Consider the following 20,326-nt stretch of genomic DNA (forward strand, 5'->3'; position numbering starts at 1 on the left):
GGTCGACCACCGAATTCTTTGGCGGGTACTAACCGGGCTTATAGCCGCACGGAACGGGCACCGCGACGGGTCGGATCATGATCCGCGCCACTGCCGAGAACCGGGAGGAACCGGCGAGGCTCCGGCGGGCACTGACTGGAGGCTGGGTGGGAACGGGGCCACGGCGGGAACGCGGGCGTGGCGCTCAGCCCTCCGCGACGATCTCCGCACCGAGTTCACCGAAGGTCTCCAGCAGCAACGCGGTGGCCGGTATCCGGTGCTGCTCCCACAACGCGTAGGCCGTCACCCGGCGGGGACGCAGCCCCTCCACCGGTGTGCCGACCACATCGGGGTGGCGCAGGAAGGAAAGCACCAGCGAGGGCATCAACGCGATCCCCACCCCCGCGGCCACCAGCCCCTGCACCGCCAGGTTGTCGTCGGTGGTGAAGGCGATGTCCGGCTCGAACCCCGCGTTCTCGCAGGAGCGCAGGAAGTGATCCCGACACCTCGGACACCCCGCGATCCAGCGTTGTCCGGCCAGCTCCCACAGCGCCACCGATTCGCGCTCGGCCAGCGGGTGCGCCACCGGCAGCACCGCCACCATCGGATCGTCCAGCACGTCGGTCCCCGTGATGTCGTTCCCGGCGGGCTCCTCGATGTCGGGGTAGCTGAAGGCCAGCGCGACGTCGCACTCCCCGCGACGCAGCGCCTCCAGCGAGTCGGGGGGTTCGGCCTCGCTGAGCTGGATGCGCAACTCCGGGTGGCTCGCCGTGATCCGCGCGACCGCGCCCGGCACCAACGTGGCGCTGGCGCTCGGGAAGGCACACAGCCGGACGCTGCCACGGCGCAGCCCGCGAACCGCGGTGATCTTGTTCGCGGCCGCGGTGAGCTCCTCGACCACCGAGTCGGCGTGTCCGGCCAGGATCCGGCCCGCTTCGGTGAGTTCCAGTCCTCCGCTCGCGCGCAGGAACAGCGGAGTCCCCAGCGCTCGCTCCAGCGCACGCATCTGCTGGCTCACGGCGGGCTGGCTGTAGCCGAGACCGCGTGCCGCCGCCGTGTAGGAACCGGTTCGCACCACCTCGTGAAACACGCCGATGTAGCGGGGATCGACCATTACCGCAGCATATGAGCCGCTCAGCCCCGGGCGCACCACGGTGTGACCGGCTCGTACCGCGCGTCTACGGGTAAGGACGTTCGATCGGGCAGGTGACCAGCACCGCTGACACGCGGCATTCCTCGGCCACCCAGTCGGGTAGATCACTTCGAACGAAACCGAGCAGAGCCATGATGTCGTCGTGGCGCTCTTTCAACGGTTGGTTCCAAATACGTTCGTGATGAGCCAACCTGTTCCGGAACTCGTGCAGCCGGGTGACCGGCTGTTCGACCACCGTTCGGGCCCGCGTGGGTGCGGCTGGAAAACCGCGAGCGGGATCAGGCCACAGGGTGGTCGCATAACGCCTCGCGAGCAGAAATCGCCAGAATCCGAAGGAAAGCTCACTCAGAATCTGCCCCTCACTGGCGGTCTTTCCCTTGCGGTTGACGCGTTGCCGGGCCTCCACGATCTCTCGTCGAGCTCGATGGTCGAGTTCCCGGCTCGGATCGTCCAACCATGAGCCGGCTCGCTCGGCAGCCTCATGACGAACCGCGAGACGTTTCGCCAAGACGTTGCGCAGCACTATCTCCAGATGACTCAAGGTCTCCCAGAATGCGCCGCTGATCCGGGTGTTCCAGCGGTACAGCTCCAACGCGACGGCCGGATCACCCCCGCAGGCGTCCAGATAACCCCGCATCCGGGGCACTCCGAACAGCGAGAAGAGAGTGTCGTTCCCGATTTCGTCGGAGTCCTGCCCGATTTCGCCGGAGTCCTGATTGTCGACGGAACGCACGGCGCGTATCGTAGTAGCCGAAGATCTCGGAACGGTCCCTGGTAGTCACTTTTCGTGACAGGCCATACCGGTGGGATTGTGGCTTGACGAGGTGCCGCCCCCGCGGGGCGGCACCTTTTGCTTCCCGGGCACCTTTTGCTTCCCGGAATCGGGGTCCGGCAAGCATGAGCCGCTCAGCCTCGGGCGCACCACGGTGTGACCGGCTCGCACCGACGGCTGCTCAGTGGATCCCCACCGTCCGCCTGGCGAAGTGGATCTCGGTGGCCACCTGCTTGAGGGTCTCGGCGATGACCAGTGAACCGTGCCCGGCGTCGTAGCGGTAGAACTCGAACGGCAACTCCCGCTCCGCCAGCCGGTCGAGGTAGTTCAACACCTGCTGGATCGGGCACCGTGGATCGTTGTCGCCCGCGAGGACCAGGACCGGGGCCCGCACCCGGTCGACATGGGTGATGGGGGAGCACTCCCGGTAGACCTCCGGGAGCTCCTCGGGCGAACCACCGAACAACGCCCGGTCGTAGGCACGCAGCGGTTCCATCTCGTCGGCGAAGGCCGAGACGTAGTCCGCCACGGGGACACCGGCCACTCCGCCGGCCCAGCGGTCCGGCTGAGTTCCCAACGCGAGCAGGGTGAGGTAACCACCCCAGGAAGCACCGGCGACCACGCTGAGCTCCGGGGTTGTCAGCCCGTTGTCGATCGCCCAGTCCTGCACCAGCGCGACGTCCTCCAGTTCGGTGAGGCCGGGGCGTCCCTCGATCGCGTCGCGCCACGCCGAGCCGTAACCGGTGGAACCCCGGTAGTTCACCTCCACCACCGCGAACCCGGCTTCCAGCCAGGCGGCACGATAGGAGGAGAACCGGTCCTCGTCGGCCGCGTGCGGACCACCGTGCAGACTGAACACCGTGGGAAGCGGCCCGCTGCCCGCGTCCTCCGGACGGGCGAGCAACGCGTGCACCGTCTCGTTGGGCCCGTGGGAAACCGGCACGAACACGTCCTCGACCGGCTGCGACTCAGGGGGCCGAACCCCACCGGGAGTCAACAGCACGCTGTCCTCGCCCTCCCGCGAGAGCACCCGAACCCGACCGGGCACCGCGGCCGAGGACCAGGTGTACTCCACGGCGCCGTCCGGCCGCACGGAGGCCGCACCCACGGTTCCCTTCGAGGTGGGCAACCGCACGAGCGTGCCGGTCGCGATCTCGTAGCGGTACAGCGTCGTGCGCGCCTGATGCGTGTGCGCGATCAGCAGCGCCGAACCGTCCGGGTACCAGTCCGCCGCGACCTCACCGGGCAGGCCGAGATCGAGTTCGGTCTCGGTGTCGGTGGCGACGTCCCAGATGAGCAGTTCCTCGCGGCCGTGCCGCTCGTGCGAGACGAGCAGCCTGGTGTCGCCGGAGACCGGTGCGAAGTCCAACGCGCCCAACCCCAGCCCGGAGCCGTCCCACTTCTCGGCGAGCTTCGACCCGTCGGCGCTGCGCAGCACGCGCAGCGCGGGGTGCCTGCTGTCGCCGTGCTCGGAATGGGACAGCACCAGCAGGCTCTCGTCCCAGGACATACCGGTCAGGCCGCCGTCCTGTTCGTGCTGGTAAATCACCGTAGGAGCCGTACCGTCGCGGGAGATCCAGACGGTGACCCCGTCGTCGGTGGACATCCCGACCGCGAGCACGCTCGATCCCAGCTCCAACCCGGCCGGATACCCGGCGTGGGTTCCGGGCAGCCCCTCGACGGCTGCCGTGTCGTGCTTGTCGAACGGCTCGCTGCGCCACACGCCGAACTCGTCGCCGTCGGTGTCGTCGAACCACCAGATGTGCTTGCCGTCGGCGGTGAGCGTGCCGTGGAACGTGCCGTTCGGCCGGTCGGTGACCTGCCGGTGGGAGTCGGCGACACGGTCCCAGGCGTAGAGCTCCCAGGTCCCGCTCACGTTCGACACGTACAGACTCCGTTCCGGAGCGTCACGTGCCCAGTCCGGCATCGAGACACGGGGGGCGCTGAAACGCGCACGCCAGCGCTCCTCCTTGTCCGCATCGTCGAACAGGGTCGCTGGGATCTCGGCGCTGGGATACGTGCTCACGACACCGATACTGCCCGATCGGGCAACCTCACCGGCAACGGGGATGCTGTGTCCGCCGCCAGCGGGTGTCCCACGACCAGGTGAGGGATACAAGCCGGTCGAAGGATTGTCACTTCGCCGAGGAGTCAGGATGATCGAGATGTTTCGCGCTGCCGGAACTCATCGAGAAGAAGACCTCACCGGAAAACCCGGGTTCCCGGAGTCCCACGAGGAGCGCCGGGAACGAGGGGTCCCGAGCACGCACAACCTCCCGCGAGCTCATGTGGAGCAGGAATGATCTACGGAATCGACGTTTCGCACTATCAGGGCTCGTTCGACATGCACCGGGCTCGGGCCGAGGATTTCGAGTTCGTGTTCATCAAGGCCACGGAGGGCACCGGGTTCGTCGACGCCAGATTCAAGGCCAATCTGGCCTCCGCACGTGCGGCAGGACTGCTGGTAGCCGCCTACCACTACCAGCGGGAGGACTACCCGGCGGCGGCGCAGGCCGACCATGTCGCCCGGGTGGTGCCCCCCGAGGTTCCGGTGATCCTGGACGTGGAGGAGGGCGGCGGTGGAACCCGACTGACCGGCGAGCTGCTGGGCGAGCTGCACGCCCGTGGTTTTGGAACCCCGTTGCTCTACCTGCCCGAGTGGTACTGGCAGCGCCTGGGAAGGCCGGACCTGTCCGGCTTCCCACCACTGTGGAAGTCCCGCTACCCGGACAACAACGGCGGTTACGCCAGCGAGATCTACCAACGCGTACCCGAACACTTCTGGAGCGACTACGGCAACAACCGGGTGGCCGTACTGCAGTTCACCAGTTCCGCCACCGTCGCAGGCCAGCGCCCCGTAGACGCCAACGCCTACCGGGGGAACCGTCAACAGCTGGCAGAACTGCTCGATCCACGGGGAGAAGACATGCGTGACGACGAACGAAACGCCATTTTCAGCATTCTGGAACAACTCACCGGCAGCCGCGTCCCCGGCCAGTACCCCGGTTGGAAGTCCCACGTGAACACCGAGGTGAGCCTGACCACCCTCGATTTCATCAGGGCCATCGACAAGCACACCTTTCGGCTGCACCAGCGGTACGCCAAGGACGCCACCGCGGCACGGCAGGGCGGGAACGGGCACGACCAGGACGGGAACGGCCACGAAGCGCGGGAGGAGGCGGCCGAACAAGTGCTGCGGACGATGATCTCCGAGGCGGTCACGGCTTCACTGGGAGCCGACGATCCGCGGCACGAGGACGTGGTCAACGCCGTTACGGCGCGGCTGAGCGCGTCGGTGCCGTATCAGCAGGTCGAGGCACCCCGGAGCGACAACTGAAGGTTTCCGCTCGGTTGGAGGAGCCGTTCCGCCGGCATCGTTCCGCCGGGGCATCCCACCGTGGCTGCCCCGCCGTGGAGGCCCCGGCACCGGACGAGCACCGCACTCGGGTAGGCCCACGCCACGGTAGGCACACGAAAAATCCGGCTGCCGACTCCGGAAGAGTCGACAGCCGGATCCTTGCTGTCGGGGTGGCGGGATTTGAACCCACGACCTCCTCGACCCGAACGAGGCGCGCTCCCAAACTGCGCTACACCCCGGTACCCCACCGAAACCATCGAATCGGCGGTTCCCATTGGCTGTGCCGACAACGCGGTGGATCTCCGTGTGACGGCACGACAAAGTCTATCCCACGCCCGTGCCGGATTCGACAGGGGTCCCCGTAACGGAGTGAGCGAGGTCCTCCTCGGGCCGCTGCGAACGCGGCACCAGCGTCAACAGCGTCGCCTCCGGTGGGCAGGCGAACCGCACGGGCGCGTAGGGCGAGGTTCCGAGCCCGGCCGAGACGTGCAGCCGCATGTGCTCACCCCACTCGGAGGGTCCTTTGGCGCGCCCCCGGTCCAACTCACAGTTGGTCACGATCGCGCCGAACCCCGGAACGCAGAGCTGCCCCCCGTGGGTGTGCCCAGCGAGCACCAGGTCGTAACCGTCGCCGTCGAAGGCGTCCAGCACCCTGGGTTCCGGCGAGTGGGTGACACCGAGGCTCAGCCCCACCTCCGCGGGCGGTTTCCCCTCGATCTCCGAGTAGCGGTCCCGTTTGAGATGCGGATCGTCCAGCCCGGCGGTGTGCACGGTTACCCCGCCCACCGTCAGCCGACGCCGCCGATGTGTCAGATCCAGCCAGCCGCGTTCCGTCATGGCGGCACGCAGATCCCGCCACGGCAACGGCCTTCCCCTGATGCGCTTCTTCTTGCCGGAGGGCAACAGGTACCGTGCCGGGTTCTTGGGTTTCGGGGCGTAGTAGTCGTTGCTGCCGAACACGAACATCCCCGGGCGATCCAACAACGGACCCAGCGCCCGCAACACCCCCGGGACAGCCTGCGGATGCGCCAGATTGTCGCCGGTGTTGACCACCAGGTCGGGTTCGAGTTCGTCGAGCGCGGCGACCCAGCGCTGTTTGGAGGTCTGATTCGGAGTCATGTGCAGGTCCGAGATGTGCAGCACCCGAAGCCGCGGACTCGACTCCCCGAGTACCGGCAGTGTGACCTTGCGCAGTGTCCAGTGGGTGCGCTCGATTCCCGCCGCGTAACCGAGCGCCGAGGCCCCGAGAGCACCGGTGGCGAGCAGAGTACGACCGAAGGTGTTCACAGCACCCAGCCTACGAGAACGTACAGATCCGAGCCGAGTGGCGGTCACGTGTTCTCGGGCTCCCCCAACGGACGCTCCGTTTCGCGGCGGCGTCAATTTCCCGCGAAATCGCCGCGCCATCGACGCAGGGCGAGCTCCCACCACCCTCGCAGCAGTACCGACCGCGGGTTCTCCGGTGCGGCTCTCGTGAGGAAGGCCCGACGTTGTGTAGTAACTACCCGATGTCGGGCCTCCCGGAGCGAGAGCCGTGCCGGAGGTTCCGCCACGTAATCACACACGCACCGGGGAGAATTTTTCTCACTCCGGGATAATCGGGGCATGTCCGAGTTGAAGGAACGCCTGCGGGCCGACATGACCGCGGCGATGAAGGAACGGGAAAGCACTCGCACCGGGGTGCTCAGGATGGCGCTGTCCGCGATCGGCGCCGAGGAGGTTTCGGGGGAGCGGGCACGTGAGCTCTCCGACGAGGAGGTTCGGGGAGTTCTTTCCAAGGAGGTCAAGAAGCGCGAGGAATCCGCCTCGGCTTTCGACTCGGCGGGCCGTGCCGAGCAGGCGACGGCGGAACGCGCCGAGGGCGACATCCTCCGGGAGTACCTGCCCGCACAACTCGACGACGAGGAGCTCACCCGAGTGGCGAAGGAAGCGGTGAGCGAGGTCGCGTCCGAACTCGGTGAGACGCCGGGTCCGAAGCAGATGGGGCAGGTCATGAAGGTCGCGAACGCCAAGGTCGCGGGGCGGGCCGAGGGAGGCAGGGTCGCGGCCGCGGTAAAGGCGGAGCTCAACGGCTGACCCCCCGCTGAAGTTCCCCACCCGCCATTCACGGAGCACTCGGGTGGCGAGACCACCCGAGTGTCCTACGAGCTCCCCGGCGGAGGGGTAAAGTCCCGAGCGGGGAACTCCGGTCAGCCACCGGAGTCCTCCTGCTGCCGCGAAGGCCCTCCCGCACCGCCCTCTCCGGAACCACCGCCGGAACCGTTGCCGCCGCGCTCACCTCCGCCGGTTCCCCCGTTCTCCCCCGGCTCGCCCCCTTGGGAAGGCGGTTGCGCGGCGACGGTCCGGGGCGGTGGGATGTAGCCGCTGCTGACCGAGAGCAGCACCGAGGTGCCGCGCTGTGCGATACCGCGTGGCGACTGGCTGATCACCGTTCCCTCGGACTCGCTACTGCTGACGGTGCGCCGCTCCACCTTGTAACCCGCTTCGCGCAGCTTCTTCACGGCCTGGTCGGCGGACATGTCCACGACTTCGGGAACCCGTTTCCCGGAACCGCCGTGCCGGTAGCGGTCGGTGGTCGACGGCAGTTCGACCACGGGCAGCCCCTCGTGCGCGGTCTTCATGGCCCGCATCCATGTCTTGGCGGGAATGGTGCCGCCGTAGATGTTGCCACTGCCGCAGACCGTGGGAGGGCTCCCCAGGCAAATCCCCATACCGGGGGATTCGGGCCGGTCGATGTAGGTGAGCACGGCACCCGCCAGCTGCGGGGTGGCACCGATGAAGGCGGCGGAACCAAAGGTTTCGGTGGTACCGGTCTTGGCCGCGGTGGGCCGGCTCCACCCGGTGGCGCCTGCCGCCCGCGTGGCGGTACCGGAGGTGGTGTCGTCGGACATTCCGACGGCCATCGCGTCCGCCAGCTCCCGGTCCACGGCCTGTTCACAGGGTTTCTCGGTGATCGAGACCCGGTTGCCGTGGCGGTCACGGATGCTCTTGACAGGCGTCGGTGGGCACCAGACACCACCGCTGGTGATGGTCGCGGACACGTTGGCCAGTTCCAGTGGACTGGTGGGGCTGAATCCCAGGGTGAACGCGCCGATCTTGCGCTGTTTGATCTCTTCGGCCTGGGTACGTTCCCGAGCTCGCTCGGCGACCATCGGTACGCCCGCCAGGTCGTGGTGGTTGAGCGTCCGGCGCATCCCCAGCCGGGAGGCCATCTCAACGGTGTTGTCCAGCCCGGCACGCTCCTCCAGGATGACGAACGCCGTGTTGGGCGAGGTCGCCAGCGCACTCTGGATCGAGCGGGAACCGGCTCCGACTCCCTCGGCGTTGCCCACGGTGTAGGGGTTGGTCCCGTTGCTGAACTTGACCGAGGTGTATGAACCGGGCGCCGGGACGACGTCCTGGATCCCCATCCCCGCTTCCAGTGCGGCCGCCGCGGTGAAGGTCTTGTACACCGACCCCGCGCCGGGTGGTGCCATGGAGCTGGGCAACGCGTATGCGCTCTCCCCTTGCTCCTTGTCGAAACCGAAGTCGCGGTTGGCCACCAGCGCGCGGACCCGGTGTTTGCTCTCGCCGGGCTCCACGACGGACATCACGTTGGCGATCTGATCGCTGTCCTTGGGCACGCCCTGCTCGGCCGACTCCTTGGCCGCGGCCGTGATTCCCTGGTCCAACGTGGTCCGGATCGTGTAGCCGCCCCGACGCAGCTGCTCCATGGAGAACCCCGCTCGTTGCAGGTAATTCTCCACGTACTTGCAGAAGAAGCCGTTCTGCGCGCCGGCACCGACGCATCCGTTGGGCAGTTTGGCGAGGGGCTCTTCGATCCCCAGCGGGGCCTCCTTGGCTTCCCGAGCGGCCTGCTGGGTGATCCTTCCCTGCCTGGCCATCGCGTCGATGACCAGCCCGCGCCGGAACATCGCCTCCTTGGGCTGGGTGACCGGGTTCAGCGAGCCCGGGCGGTTGACCACACCGGCCAGCAGCGCGGCCTGCGCGATCGTGAGTTCGCCCGGGGTGGTTCCGAAGTAGGCGTGGGAGGCGGCGGCGATACCGTAGACGCGGTTCCCGTAGGGAACGACGTTGAGATAGCGAGTGAGTATCTCCTCCTTGCTCAACCGCTTCTCCAGCTGGAGGGCGACCCGGATCTCACGCAGCTTGCGCGCCACGGTCTGCTCGGTTGCCTCGGCCTGTTTGACGGGGTCTCCCGCGGCGGTGACGTGCACCAGGTAGTTCTTGACATACTGTTGGGTGATCGTGGAAGCGCCCTGGGTGATCCTGCCTGCCACCTGGTTACTGACGAAGGCACGCACCGTGCCCGGCCAGTCCACCCCTTCGTGTTCGTAGTACCGCTGGTCCTCGATGGCCACCATCGCCGCTTTCATCGTGTCGGCGATCTCGTCGGACGTGGCCGGTGTCCGGTACTGCTCGTACAGGTAGGCGATCGGCTCGCCCTTGCGATCCGTCACTGTCGAGACCAGGGGTGGTTGCTCGGTGAGCAGTTCGGTGGAGATCCTGTTCACCGCATCGCCCGCGCGGTTCGATATCACTCCGAGTGCTCCCGCGGCGGGGAAGACCATGCCGGCGATCAGGACGCCGGCCAGCACACAAAGACCGAACAGCTTGAGCACGCCGTTACGTAGCCGCACGAGGTAAACGGTAAGCCGAGCCGCGCCACGCGACTCGCTGTCACGGTCAATAACCCCCGATGTGATGAGAGTGAAAGAAAATTCCCACGAAAGTCGGTTGGCTACGGAACCGAGATCTTCTAGTGTGCGTCCACGTCTAGCGACAGGTTTCGTGACGTACCCGCGGGTACGTCACGACGGCCGGTGCCGGGGGGCCGGAGGTTGCATGGTCGCCGACAATCCAGTGAGGAGCTGGGGGCTTTGATGTTGGAACAGGGGGACTGGCGGGTGAACGCGGCATGCCGCGACACGAATCCCGACCAGCTTTTCGTACGAGGTGCGGAGCAGCGCAAGGCACGCACCATCTGCTTCGGATGTCCGGTCCGCACCGAGTGCCTCGCGGAGGCGCTGGACAAGCGGATCGAGTTCGGTGTCTGGGGTGGCATGACCGAACGGGAACGACGAGCGCTGCTGCGCAGGCGCCCTGATGTGCGCAACTGGCGTGAGCTGCTCGAAGCCGCGCGGGAGGATTACTCCCAGGATGTCGACGCCTACCAACTGGGTTGAAAGCGGAGAGCTGTCGGCCACACGGGTTGCGTAGCTTGTTACGTGGCGGAACCTCGCGCAGCGGCACCAGCGGCGAGAGTGGTCGGAGTGCGGCCTGCATGAGTGGTGGGAGCTCTAGTTGCGAGGGGAGGTGGGAGCTCGGCCCGCGTCGAAGCCGCCCGGCGATTTCGCGGGAAATTGACGCCACCGCGGGGCGCGGACAGCCTCATTGCCGGGCGAGTCGGCTGCCGATCTCGCGCAGGCCGTACTGGTCGTGCACCTCGTCCGCCAGTGCGGGAACGCTGCCGAGCTCGACTTCCGGATGCGCCCTGGTGAACCGGGCCAGCAGGCGTTTCTCCCGTTCCGCCACCGCCACCCGGTCGGCGTGCAGCCGGAGAACCGAGGCGGCCAACGGGGCGGAACCGGCTGTTTCGAGTTCCTCGGCTGCCGACAGCGCACGCGCGGCAGCCAGGTCGGCCAGTACCGGATGCGTGCGGTTGGCGACCATGCCCGCCAGTGGCATGTGCTCCGTGGACAGCCGTTCCACGAAGTAGGAGGCCTCTCGCAGCGCGTCCGCTTCCGGGGATGCCACCACCAGGAACCGGGTGCCACTGGAGCGCAACAGCCGGTAGGTCCGGTCCGCCCGCTCCCGGAAGCCGCCGAACGTGGAGTCGAACGCCTGCACGAAAGCGGCGGCGTCCGCGAGCAGCTGGCGTCCGACGATCGTGGAAACCGCCTTGGCGAACATCCCGAATCCGGCCCCGACGATTCTGCGGATCCCCTTGCCGCCCGCCTTGGCCGGAGTGGCCAGCATCCGGATGAGCCTGCCGTCCAGGATCGTGGACAGTCGCTGCGGGGCGTCCAGAAAGTCCAGCGCGGAGCGACTCGGTGGGGTGTCCACCACGATCAGGTCCCAGGTGTCCTCGGCGGCCAGCTGGCCGAGTTTCTCCATCGCCATGTACTCCTGCGTCCCGGAGAACGAGGTCGACACGGTCTGGTAGAAGGGGTTGTCCAGGATCTGGCGCGCACGGTCCCGCCCGGCGTGCGCCAGGACCATGTCGTCGAACGTCCTGCGCATGTCGAGCATCATGGCGTGGAGCTCACCGGATTCGCCCTGCTCGAGCTCGACCTTACGGGGGGTGTTGTCCAGTTCGGCCAGCCCGAGCGCCTGCGCCAGTCTGCGCGCGGGGTCGATGGTCAGCACCACGGTCTTGCGACCGCGAGCGGCCGCCCGGATCCCCAGGGCGGCCGCGGTGGTCGTCTTGCCGACTCCACCGGAACCGCAGCAGACGAGGACGCGGTGGTCGGGGTCGTCGAGCAATCGGTCGATGTCGAGCCGTTCCGGCCCCGGGGGTGTGTTCATCGGCTTCCTCCGACACCGCGCGCGACGAGCCCGTCCGCCAGTTCGTAGAGCGCCGCGACGTCGATCCCCTCGACGTAGTCGGGTAGTTCCAGGAACGGCAGCGCGGTGTTTTCCAGTTGTTCCCGGGCCGACAGTTCGGCACTGGCTCGGCCCGCGTGTTCGATGGTCTCGGCCACCAGGCCGTCGAGCACCTCGTCGTCCCAGTCCAGCCCGGCCGAGCGCAGTCCCCCGCGAATTCTGGTCGCGTCGACCCTCCCCCCGGCGGCGGCCAGCACCGAGCGGGTGGCCAGCCGGGAGGGGCGTACCCGGTTCAACAGCACCGCCCCGGGGCGCAGTTCGGCCGCGTCGAGTTCCTCCACCGTTTCCATGGTTTCCCGAATCGGCAACTGTTCCGGCAGGGTGACCAGGTGCACCACGGTGTCGGAGGAGTGCAGCAGGCCCGCCACCTCCTCGCTCTGCCCGTGGATGGGCCCCATCCTGGCCAGGTCTGCCATGGCGCGCGTGACGTCGAGGAACCGAACGATCCGGCCGGTGGGTGGTGCGTCCACGACCACCGCGTCGTAGGTGTGTCGCCCGTTGGTGTCGGTCCGCCGCACGCACTCCTTGAGTTTTCCGGTGAACAACACGTCACGCAGGCCGGGGGCGAGCGTGGTGGCGAATTCGATCGCGCCCATCCTGCGCAGCGTGCGCCCCGCCATGCCGAGGCTGTAGTACATGGCCAGGTACTCCAACAGCGCGGCTTCCGCCTCGATGGCCAGGGCACGGACCTCGCCTCCCCCGGGAGCGGCGGCCAGTCTGCGTTCGGAGTACTCCAGCGGTGGTGTGTCGAACAGCTGGGCCAGCCCCTGTCTGCCCTCGACCTCGGCGAGCAGCACCCGGCGACCACCGGTCGCCAGGGCGAGGGCGAGCGAGGCGGCGGCGGTGGTCTTACCAGCACCGCCCTTGCCACTGACGAAGTGCAGCCTCGCCTGGTCGAGTTCGCGGTCCCATTCAGAGCTCACACGATCAGCCTAAGCTCATCCGGGGAGCTCTGTCCGCTCGTCGAGCTCGTGGCGAACCGCGCGGGAGAGCTCACCGTCGACCACACCACGAGCCGACCGCAGCACGATCCGACCGGGCGGATTTCCGAGCCGAGGAACAGTCTCCCGGAGCCGGCACTTAGGGTTGCGGCATGACCAAGTGGGAGTACTCGACAGTGCCGCTGCTCAGCCACGCGACCAAGCAGATCCTCGACCAGTGGGGCGATGACGGCTGGGAGCTGGTCGCCGTTCTGCCGGGACCTACCGGCGAGCAGATGGTCGCCTACATGAAGCGCCCGAAGGAGTGACGACTCCCGTGGCCCCATGACGGAACCCGTGCGTGGCCTCGGTCGCCACCAGCGTGGTGGCAGCTCGGGGTGACCCACGGAGCAGTGGGCTTGGGGCCCGGATCCTCGGTCGGCCCGGAACTCCTCCGGTTCGGTTCGGGTCTCCTCTGCGGGCGGCGCGCGGTGCGGCTTCGGGGCGCATTCGCCAAGACACACCGCCCTCGGGGTGACCGTTCCGGCCGGAGCGGGCCCGACCCGTGACCGGGGATGGGCGAACACGCGCCCTTCCTCGGATCGAGTGATTTCCCGAGGCCGTTCCCGTCGGCGAGGATGGGAACGGCCGGATCAGTAACGCAGCGGGGCCGTTTCGCGAGTCCCGGAGGGATTGGTGTCCGCGATGGGCAACTGGACCGCCCGTTTGACCGAGCTCGGAGTGGAACTCCCCGAGGTGGCGAAGCCCCTGGCTTCCTACGTCCCCGCGGTACGAAGCGGGAACCACGTCCATACCGCGGGACAGCTGCCCCTCGTGTCGGGAACGTTATCGGCCGCGGGGAAGGTCGGTGGCGACGTCGACCCGGACACGGCGCGACGGATGGCACGTATCTGCACGCTGAACGCCCTGGCGGCGGTCAACAGCGTGGTCGAGCTGGACTCGTTGGCGGGGGTGGTCAAAGTGGTCGGTTTCGTCGCTTCGGCGGAGGGATTCACCGGCCAGCCGTCGGTGCTCAACGGCGCCTCGGAACTGCTCGGGGAGATATTCGGCGAATCCGGTGCGCACGCGCGTTCGGCGGTGGGGGTGGCCGAGCTCCCGATGGGTGCTCCGGTCGAAGTGGAACTGATCGCCGAGATCGCGGGCGGACACTGAGCCCACGCGGGAGAACCTCTCGTAGCAGAACCATTGGTCCCGGCCACGGTGGATCGGTCACTCGCACGTGGGCGGCGTCGGGCCGCACTCGACGACGAACCGCAACACGCACTCACCCATTCGGACGAGGGCTGTTTATAGTGAACCGTGTGTAACTGAGCTGCGAGTAGCAAGGGCCGGATGCGTGCTGCGGGTTGATCGCAGACATTTCCGCGGGAAAATCACCCATAGGGATGAAAACGTCGATGACTGTCCGACGCAGCGTGCTGGGGCCTGACCCCGGAGGGGATGACTGACGTGGCCGACCGAGAGACCAGCCTGGTGTGTCACGAGCTGTTGCTCCGACTCGCGGGCCGTATCCCGGACGAGTCACTGTGGCGCTACCGGGACTGGCTGGCGGGCGAGGCCGGGGAAGTGCTGGCCGTTTCGTTGCCGAAGCAGCTGGTCAGGGAGCGCATCGGGCTGACCGATAGCGACCACCGGTTGCTCTCCGAAGCCCTGCTGCCGCTGGGGGCCGATCCGGCCGCGGTGGGCGCGATACTTCCGGAGGAGGGCACGCGGCTACGGCGTCACACGTTCACGGCGGCGGCGCCCGGCGACGACAAGGGCGACTCCACCGCGCTCGTGCTGGGAGCGACGCTGCGCGGGCGACCCGACGTGGGCGAGGTCCGCGACAGCTGGCGCCGCGACACCACCGAGTCGAGCTCGGAGCCGGAGCAGCGCGTGATACTGGTCAACACCGGCGGGGATCCGGTGGAGCTGGCCGGTGAGATCCAGCGAATCCTGCGCGCGCTCGGCAACCACACTCCCATGGTGGAGGTGCTTCCGGCGAACATCGATCCCCCCGAGTACCACGAGCGCGCCCGAACGGCCTCGAATCTGATCTGCACCGGCAGTGGCGAACTCGTGGGCTCGAACTGAGCATCGGTGACCGGCGCACCACACTTTGACGTCGCGTGACGAGTCCCGAACAGAGACCACTGCCCCGCATCTCGAACAGGCACCCAAGGAGAACCCCGTGGTGGACGTGGCGAACAGCACCGGTCCGGTCGACCGGCTGCACCAACTGCTGCTGGCACTGAGCGGCCGACTCGACGACGACGCGGTCAACACGGCACGCGAGTTCGCGGGAGCGGGACAGCCGGACAGCGCCGCCGAGTTCGTCACCGGAGCACTGCTGGCGGGCGGGATCGCGGTGACGCGGGACGAACAGCGCGAGCTGTCCTCGATCCTGGGGCGGACCAACTCCCGCAGTGGACTGGCCGAACGGCTCACCGTGGACGGGACGGACGGTTCCGAGAAGCACCGGTTCACCGAACCGGAACGGGTGGAGGACGTCTCCGGGGCGCTTCGGGAGATCACCGCACGACTGCCGAACCTGCGCTCGCTGTGGTGCGCCGCACGTACAACGGCGGCCGGAGTCGCGGCGGGGGCGGTGCCGCGCCGCGTGCTGCTGGCCGAGGTGGACGGCTCGACGGCGATCGGCCCCACCGACTACCAACTGCTGCGGGCGCTGCACCGCAGCGGGATCCAGTGCTCGGTGGAGGCGTTCGGCACCGGCGAGGAGCTTCCCGACTACCATCGCGAAGCGCTGGCCGTGGCACACGAGGTGAGGCTGGGGCACTCACTCGGCACCACGGCGGAGTCCACCCGGGGCCGCACCAGGCACAAAGAAAGGGTCGAGGGCTTCACCGATCCGCTCTCCTCCCACGATCCGCTGGGCGAACCGTCACGCGTGGAGCCGAGCGGCTCCGGTGTGCTCACCGACTCCCCCGCCGCGGAGCCAAACCCGCCGTCGGTGGAGATGACCACGGAGTGGCCCGCCACGGAATTCGGCACCTCGCTGAACGCGGACCTGTCGGACGACAGGGACCCGCTCGGGATCGGATTCCCCGAGGCCAGCTACCGGGAAACCAACCACCGGGAAGCCAACCACCAGGAGCCCACTCAACGGCAGGAACGCTCCCTCCTGCCGGAGCCCGATCCGGACGAGACCGGTTTCATCCTGCCCGAGCCCGCCCCGAGCACGAACCACGCGGATTCGTTCGGCTTCCCGGAGCCCGGCGATTACTCCGAGCCCGTCGATCTTCCGTCTCCCCCGGAGATCTCCACGTTCGAGCCCACACCGGCCGAGAACGACCACCCCGCCGAACAGCCCTCCGAGTCCCACGAGGACGGCAACTCCAATCCCGCGGTTCCGGCCGCTGTGGACGCCAAACTCACCGACCGGGAGCGGAATCTGCTGCAGAAGCTGCACGAGGAGCTGGCGCATCGGGAGCAGGACAAGTCACCCGGCGACACCGGAAGCTCCCACGAAGCGGTCGGAGCGGAACCACAGCAGGATCCCCGGACCACCACCGTTCCCGGGACCGGCAACTTCCCGCCCATCGGTTCGACCGGCCCCAACCAGTCGCGGTGAGCACCAGGTGGGAATCGCCCGGCACCGCTGTTCCCGTGTTCACCGCGACGCGACGGTTAACCTCCGTGAGGCAGCGATGAACCCGACCGAGTCCACCGAGTTCATCGCTCACTGTGCGGCTGAAATGGAGGACAACCACGAATGACTTATCCCCCGAGGGCTGGCGCAAGTCGAGCCGCTCCTCAAAAACCAGCTGCGTCGAGGTCGGCCACGTGGCCGACGGCGCGGCGGTGCGTGACACCAAGGACCGCTCCGCCGGGTACTTCACCGCCACCGGCACCCAGTGGAGCGCGTTCATCGACGCCGTGAAGTCCAACCGATTCGACTGAGACCGGAGCTGAGATCGGACAGCCTCAGTCCGAACAGCGAAAGCGTCCTCGGGGAGCACTTCGGACCAGCGCCCCGGGGGCGCTTTCGCGCTTCGGGGCAGCCGTCAATTTCCCACGAAATCGCCGGGCACGGGGGCGCTCTACCGCCGATCGGGCCGTTACCGCAGACCGCACCGGCATCGGACCTCTAGAGTCGCTGTCATGCGACTGCCGGAAGAACTGACCCTGCCGGACGGCATGATCCCGGAGGAGACGACCGATCCACCGGTCACGCCGCGCGACGCGGCCACCGTGGTGCTGCTGCGGGAGGGGCCGACCGGTCCGGAGGCGTTCCTGCAACGCCGGGTGCGCGGCATGCCGTTCGCGGGCGGCATGACGGCGTTTCCGGGCGGCGGGGTGGACCCCCGCGACGAGGAAGCGTCGATCGCCTGGAACGGCCCGGAGCCGGAGCACTGGGCGCGGCGGCTGGGCTGTGGGACGGACCTGGCGCGCGCGCTGGTCTGCGCCGCCGTGCGGGAGACGTTCGAGGAGGCCGGGGTCCTGCTGGCGGGCAAGAGCCCCGATCACGTGGTCACCGACACCGCGCGCTACGACGCCGAACGGCACGCCCTGGTCAGCAAGGAACTGTCGCTGGCGGGGATGCTGCGGACCCACGGGCTGGTGCTGCGTGCCGACCTGCTGGTCCCGTGGTCGAACTGGGTCACTCCCGAGATGGAGCCACGGCGGTACGACACGCGCTTCTTCGTGACCACCGTGCCCGAGGGGCAGCGGGCGGACGCCCGCACCGGGGAGGCCGCCGAGGCCTACTGGCGCACCCCCGAGGACGCGCTGGCGGACTGGCGCGCCGGGCACCACGGGCTGCTGCCACCCACGTGGGTGACGCTGGCCGAACTCGCGGAGCACGACGACGTCGCGGGCGCGCTGCGCGCCGAACGGAGCATCGACAAGGTCGTTCCCAAGATCGTGCGGCAGGACGGCGCATGGCGGGTGGTGCTGCCGGCACCGCTCGACCAGGAGTCGTGAGCCCTGAAGGACTGCCGAATCCGGCGATCAGGACCGGTCGCCCCGACCCCGGCCTCAGGCGAGCAGGAAGGACCCGAGTTGACCTCGTCGACGTTGCGGCACCCAGCCCCCGGCACCCCGCGTCGGGTGCTCGACTTCGCGACCGTGCTGCTGGCGCGGAATCCGAACGCGATGACGCTGGACGGCACTAACACCTGGCTGGTGGGCGCGCCCGAATCCGACGAACGGATCGTGATCGACCCCGGCCCCTCGGAGCGGGAACACCTGCGGACGTTACACGAGCAGGCCCGGATAACCGGGGTGCTGCTCACCCACCACCATCCCGACCACACCGAGGGCGTGGCGGAGTTCGCCGAGCTCACCGGCGCACCGGTGCGCGCGCTGGACCCGGAACTGTGCGTGGCGGGCACCACGCCGACGGCGGGATTCGGTTCGGGACCGCTGCGCGAGGGTGAGACACTCAACGCCGCAGGGGTACGGCTGCGGGTCATGGCGACGCCCGGCCACACCGCGGACTCGCTGTGCCTGCACACCGAGCACGACGGCGTGGCGGCGCTGTTCTCGGGAGACAGCATCCTCGGTCGAGGGAGCACGGTGGTCGCGGCCGAGGACGGTGACCTGGGCTCGTACCTGGAATCGCTGCGCAGGTTGACCGAGCTCGCCGGGAACACCTGGCTGCTTCCCGGGCACGGTCCGGAGCAGCCGGACGCGCGGCAGACCGCCGTGAACTACCTGGACCACCGACGACAGCGGCTGGACCAGGTGCGGGCGGCGCTGCGGAAGCTCGGCGGCGATCCGGGCGAGATGGTGGCCCCGGGCGAGGTGGTGGACATCGTCTACGCGGACGTTGACCCGGCCGTGCGGCCCGCCGCCGAGAGCACCGTGCGGGCGCAGCTGAACCACCTGCGCGAACTCGGCGAGCTCGACTGAACCGTGTCACCGGCTCGCTCCAACCTCCGTTCGGACCTCGGATGCTCACCGGCGAAACCCACCGCTCGTTTCCGCTCCGGCGCCCCGAGCCCGGAGAGCACTCCCACTTCCATTCGTTCCGGCCGGAACCTCCCTGGAGGAGGAACCCGGCCGGAGCACCCGGTCAGCGGGTCTCGGCGAAGTTCGCCACCGGGCGCATGTCCTCCTCGGTGAGCAGGGTGCGGCGGCGGAACCAGAGCAGCGCTCCGAGCACCAGTCCGATACCGCTGGCCATCAGGAAGGCCGCGGGCGGCGCGGCCACCTCCACGAGCTGTCCGCTCACGGACTGTCCGAAGGCCGACCCCAGCGTCACCGCCGTGATGACCCAGCTGAACGCTTCGGTGGCCGTTCCGGGAGGCGCGGCCCCCTCCAGCGCGACGGAGTGAGCGGTCGACTGCGGAGTTATCAGCGTGCCCGCCACCAGCAGGGCCACCGTCAGCCCGAGGAGAGTGCTCGGCAACGCCAGCAGCGCTATGAGCACCGCGAACACCGAAAGCAGGGCGGGCAGTCGCAGGTACATAGGGCGGGGCCACGGACGCATCCCGTAGAGCACGCCGACCACGACCGAGCTCACGGACAGCACGCTGAGCAGCAGGCCCCCCAACGCGGCGAGGCCCGCGCGTTCGGCGGCGGCCGGAACCGCGACCTCCACCATGCCCAGCAGCGCGCCGAAACCGAACGCGGCCAGCGCGACGGTGCGCATCCCGGGGGCGGCGAGCGCCCCCAACAGGGAACCGACGGCGTCGGCACGGTCCACCGGCCGGTGCCGCCTGGCCGCCGGGGTGAGCGCGAATCCGGCGCTTCCCGTGACCATGCAGCAGGCCCCCACGAGAAGTCCGGTACCGGCCCAGGGCATGTTGACCAGCAGCCCGGCTATGCCCGGCCCCAGGATGAAGAAGACCTCCATGCTGATGGCCTCGTACGAGTAGGCGGCGTCCCTGGTGCGCCCCGGTGGGAGCAGCCTGGTCCAGAGCGCCCGCGATGCCGGCCCCGTCATCGGTTCGGTCAGCCCGACGGCCACGGCGAGCACGATCATCGGTACCGCTGCCCCACCCAGCTCGATAGCCACGATCTCGGCGGCGACGAACCCGCTGAACACCGCCGATACCACGAGTAGCGGCCGGGTGGGCCCCAGCCGATCCATGATCCGCCCCTGCACCACCGACCCGACGGCCACTCCCACGAGGTTGCCCGCCGAAACCAGCCCGGCCACACCGAAGGACCCGGTCACTCGTTGCACGTAGAGCAACAAGGCCAGCCCGATCATCGCCACGGGCAGTCTGGCGAGCAACGAGGTCAGTACGGGAGCCGCGGCACCTCGGGTACGCAGCGCCGCGCGGTAGTCGGTCAGCGAGACGGAGTGGGACACGCGTACCAGTATCACGAAAGTGGTACGCCGGTACCACTGGTTTTCGCGTTATCCCACTCACCGTCCCACCGCCCGAGCGAACAGCACGCGAAACAAATTCGCAGGTCAGCCCGATCAAGCAGTCTCGCCGGCGGTCTCAGGGGGTGGTTGCAACACCGAGTGCTTGGGCTAGTGCTTGGGAGGGTGTCATCCAGTTCAGTGTGTGGCGGGGGCGGGTGTTGAGTTGGGTGGCGATGTGGTCGAGGTCGGTTTGGGT

General features: G+C 68.5%; 18 protein-coding genes, 1 tRNA gene and 1 pseudogene. 10 read left to right on the forward strand and 10 right to left on the reverse strand.

Going from position 1 to position 20,326, the window contains the following annotated elements:
- Positions 1–184 precede the first annotated feature (184 nt).
- The 3 genes from ACOQFL_RS22535 to ACOQFL_RS22545 all read right to left on the reverse strand — a co-directional run bounded on the left by ACOQFL_RS22535 (position 185) and on the right by ACOQFL_RS22545 (position 3,930).
- Complete coding sequence (locus ACOQFL_RS22535) at positions 185–1,093, reverse strand: LysR family transcriptional regulator (RefSeq protein ID WP_435546207.1); 909 nt, start codon at positions 1,091–1,093, stop codon at positions 185–187.
- 64 nt (positions 1,094–1,157) lie between these two features.
- Positions 1,158–1,865 carry a hypothetical protein gene (locus ACOQFL_RS22540; protein ID WP_435546208.1) on the reverse strand — a complete coding sequence of 236 codons (708 nt, stop codon included), beginning with the start codon at positions 1,863–1,865 and terminating at the stop codon, positions 1,158–1,160.
- Between the two features lie 220 nt (positions 1,866–2,085).
- Complete coding sequence (locus tag ACOQFL_RS22545; RefSeq protein WP_435546209.1) at positions 2,086–3,930, reverse strand: S9 family peptidase; 1,845 nt, start codon at positions 3,928–3,930, stop codon at positions 2,086–2,088.
- 273 nt (positions 3,931–4,203) lie between these two features.
- Here ACOQFL_RS22545 and ACOQFL_RS22550 point away from each other — a divergent pair, with 273 nt between their 5' ends.
- Complete coding sequence (locus ACOQFL_RS22550) at positions 4,204–5,241, forward strand: glycoside hydrolase family 25 protein (protein ID WP_435546210.1); 1,038 nt, start codon at positions 4,204–4,206, stop codon at positions 5,239–5,241.
- A gap of 186 nt (positions 5,242–5,427) precedes the next feature.
- Here ACOQFL_RS22550 and ACOQFL_RS22555 read toward each other — a convergent pair.
- Both ACOQFL_RS22555 and ACOQFL_RS22560 read right to left on the reverse strand, forming a co-directional pair.
- A tRNA-Pro gene (locus ACOQFL_RS22555) sits at positions 5,428–5,501 on the reverse strand.
- Positions 5,502–5,586: 85 nt separating this feature from the next.
- Positions 5,587–6,549: a metallophosphoesterase gene (locus tag ACOQFL_RS22560; protein WP_435546211.1), complete on the reverse strand. Its 963-nt coding sequence runs from the start codon at positions 6,547–6,549 to the stop codon at positions 5,587–5,589.
- A gap of 318 nt (positions 6,550–6,867) precedes the next feature.
- Between ACOQFL_RS22560 and ACOQFL_RS22565 the strand changes: the two genes are divergently transcribed.
- Positions 6,868–7,338 (forward strand): GatB/YqeY domain-containing protein, encoded by a 471-nt coding sequence (locus ACOQFL_RS22565; RefSeq protein WP_435546212.1) that lies wholly within the window; start codon positions 6,868–6,870, stop codon positions 7,336–7,338.
- 113 nt (positions 7,339–7,451) lie between these two features.
- Here the strand turns inward: ACOQFL_RS22565 and ACOQFL_RS22570 are convergent, their stop codons facing one another.
- Positions 7,452–9,902: a penicillin-binding protein gene (locus ACOQFL_RS22570; protein ID WP_435546213.1), complete on the reverse strand. Its 2,451-nt coding sequence runs from the start codon at positions 9,900–9,902 to the stop codon at positions 7,452–7,454.
- 243 nt (positions 9,903–10,145) lie between these two features.
- Here ACOQFL_RS22570 and ACOQFL_RS22575 point away from each other — a divergent pair, with 243 nt between their 5' ends.
- Complete coding sequence (locus tag ACOQFL_RS22575; protein WP_435546214.1) at positions 10,146–10,448, forward strand: WhiB family transcriptional regulator; 303 nt, start codon at positions 10,146–10,148, stop codon at positions 10,446–10,448.
- Between the two features lie 205 nt (positions 10,449–10,653).
- Here the strand turns inward: ACOQFL_RS22575 and bagB are convergent, their stop codons facing one another.
- Both bagB and bagA read right to left on the reverse strand, forming a co-directional pair.
- Complete coding sequence (bagB, locus tag ACOQFL_RS22580) at positions 10,654–11,790, reverse strand: ATPase BagB (RefSeq protein ID WP_435546215.1); 1,137 nt, start codon at positions 11,788–11,790, stop codon at positions 10,654–10,656.
- A complete protein-coding gene (gene bagA / locus ACOQFL_RS22585) occupies positions 11,787–12,791 on the reverse strand; it encodes an ATPase BagA (RefSeq protein ID WP_435546216.1) in 1,005 nt (334 codons plus the stop codon). The genes bagB and bagA overlap by 4 nt, the downstream gene beginning before the upstream one ends.
- Before the next feature lie 170 nt (positions 12,792–12,961).
- On the opposite strand from bagA, the gene sp36 reads away from it, so the two are divergent.
- From sp36 to ACOQFL_RS22620, 7 genes are all read left to right on the forward strand, one after another.
- A complete protein-coding gene (gene sp36, locus ACOQFL_RS22590; RefSeq protein ID WP_092628230.1) occupies positions 12,962–13,117 on the forward strand; it encodes a Sp36 family protein in 156 nt (51 codons plus the stop codon).
- A gap of 376 nt (positions 13,118–13,493) precedes the next feature.
- Positions 13,494–13,961, forward strand: a complete 468-nt coding sequence (locus tag ACOQFL_RS22595) for a RidA family protein (protein WP_435546217.1) — start codon at positions 13,494–13,496, stop codon at positions 13,959–13,961.
- A gap of 288 nt (positions 13,962–14,249) precedes the next feature.
- A complete protein-coding gene (locus ACOQFL_RS22600; RefSeq protein WP_435546218.1) occupies positions 14,250–14,882 on the forward strand; it encodes a hypothetical protein in 633 nt (210 codons plus the stop codon).
- Positions 14,883–14,979: 97 nt separating this feature from the next.
- The gene (locus ACOQFL_RS22605; protein WP_435546219.1) at positions 14,980–16,380 is read left to right on the forward strand and encodes a chromosomal replication initiator protein DnaA; all 1,401 of its coding nucleotides are present in this window, start codon (positions 14,980–14,982) and stop codon (positions 16,378–16,380) included.
- A 119-nt stretch (positions 16,381–16,499) separates the two neighbouring features.
- The gene (locus ACOQFL_RS22610) at positions 16,500–16,709 is read left to right on the forward strand and encodes a DUF397 domain-containing protein (RefSeq protein ID WP_435546227.1); all 210 of its coding nucleotides are present in this window, start codon (positions 16,500–16,502) and stop codon (positions 16,707–16,709) included.
- A gap of 201 nt (positions 16,710–16,910) precedes the next feature.
- Positions 16,911–17,732 (forward strand): NUDIX hydrolase, encoded by an 822-nt coding sequence (locus ACOQFL_RS22615; RefSeq protein ID WP_435546220.1) that lies wholly within the window; start codon positions 16,911–16,913, stop codon positions 17,730–17,732.
- A 78-nt stretch (positions 17,733–17,810) separates the two neighbouring features.
- Positions 17,811–18,662, forward strand: a complete 852-nt coding sequence (locus ACOQFL_RS22620) for an MBL fold metallo-hydrolase (protein ID WP_435546221.1) — start codon at positions 17,811–17,813, stop codon at positions 18,660–18,662.
- A 163-nt stretch (positions 18,663–18,825) separates the two neighbouring features.
- Here ACOQFL_RS22620 and ACOQFL_RS22625 read toward each other — a convergent pair whose 3' ends face one another.
- Both ACOQFL_RS22625 and ACOQFL_RS22630 read right to left on the reverse strand, forming a co-directional pair.
- Entirely contained in the window at positions 18,826–20,070 is a 1,245-nt protein-coding gene (locus tag ACOQFL_RS22625) for an MFS transporter (protein ID WP_435546222.1), read from the reverse strand.
- A gap of 136 nt (positions 20,071–20,206) precedes the next feature.
- Positions 20,207–20,326, reverse strand: a pseudogene (locus tag ACOQFL_RS22630) (IS30 family transposase); the annotation flags it as partial.

The sequence above is a fragment of the Actinopolyspora sabaoui genome, from assembly GCF_051225635.1.
Classification (GTDB): Bacteria; Actinomycetota; Actinomycetes; order Mycobacteriales; family Pseudonocardiaceae; genus Actinopolyspora.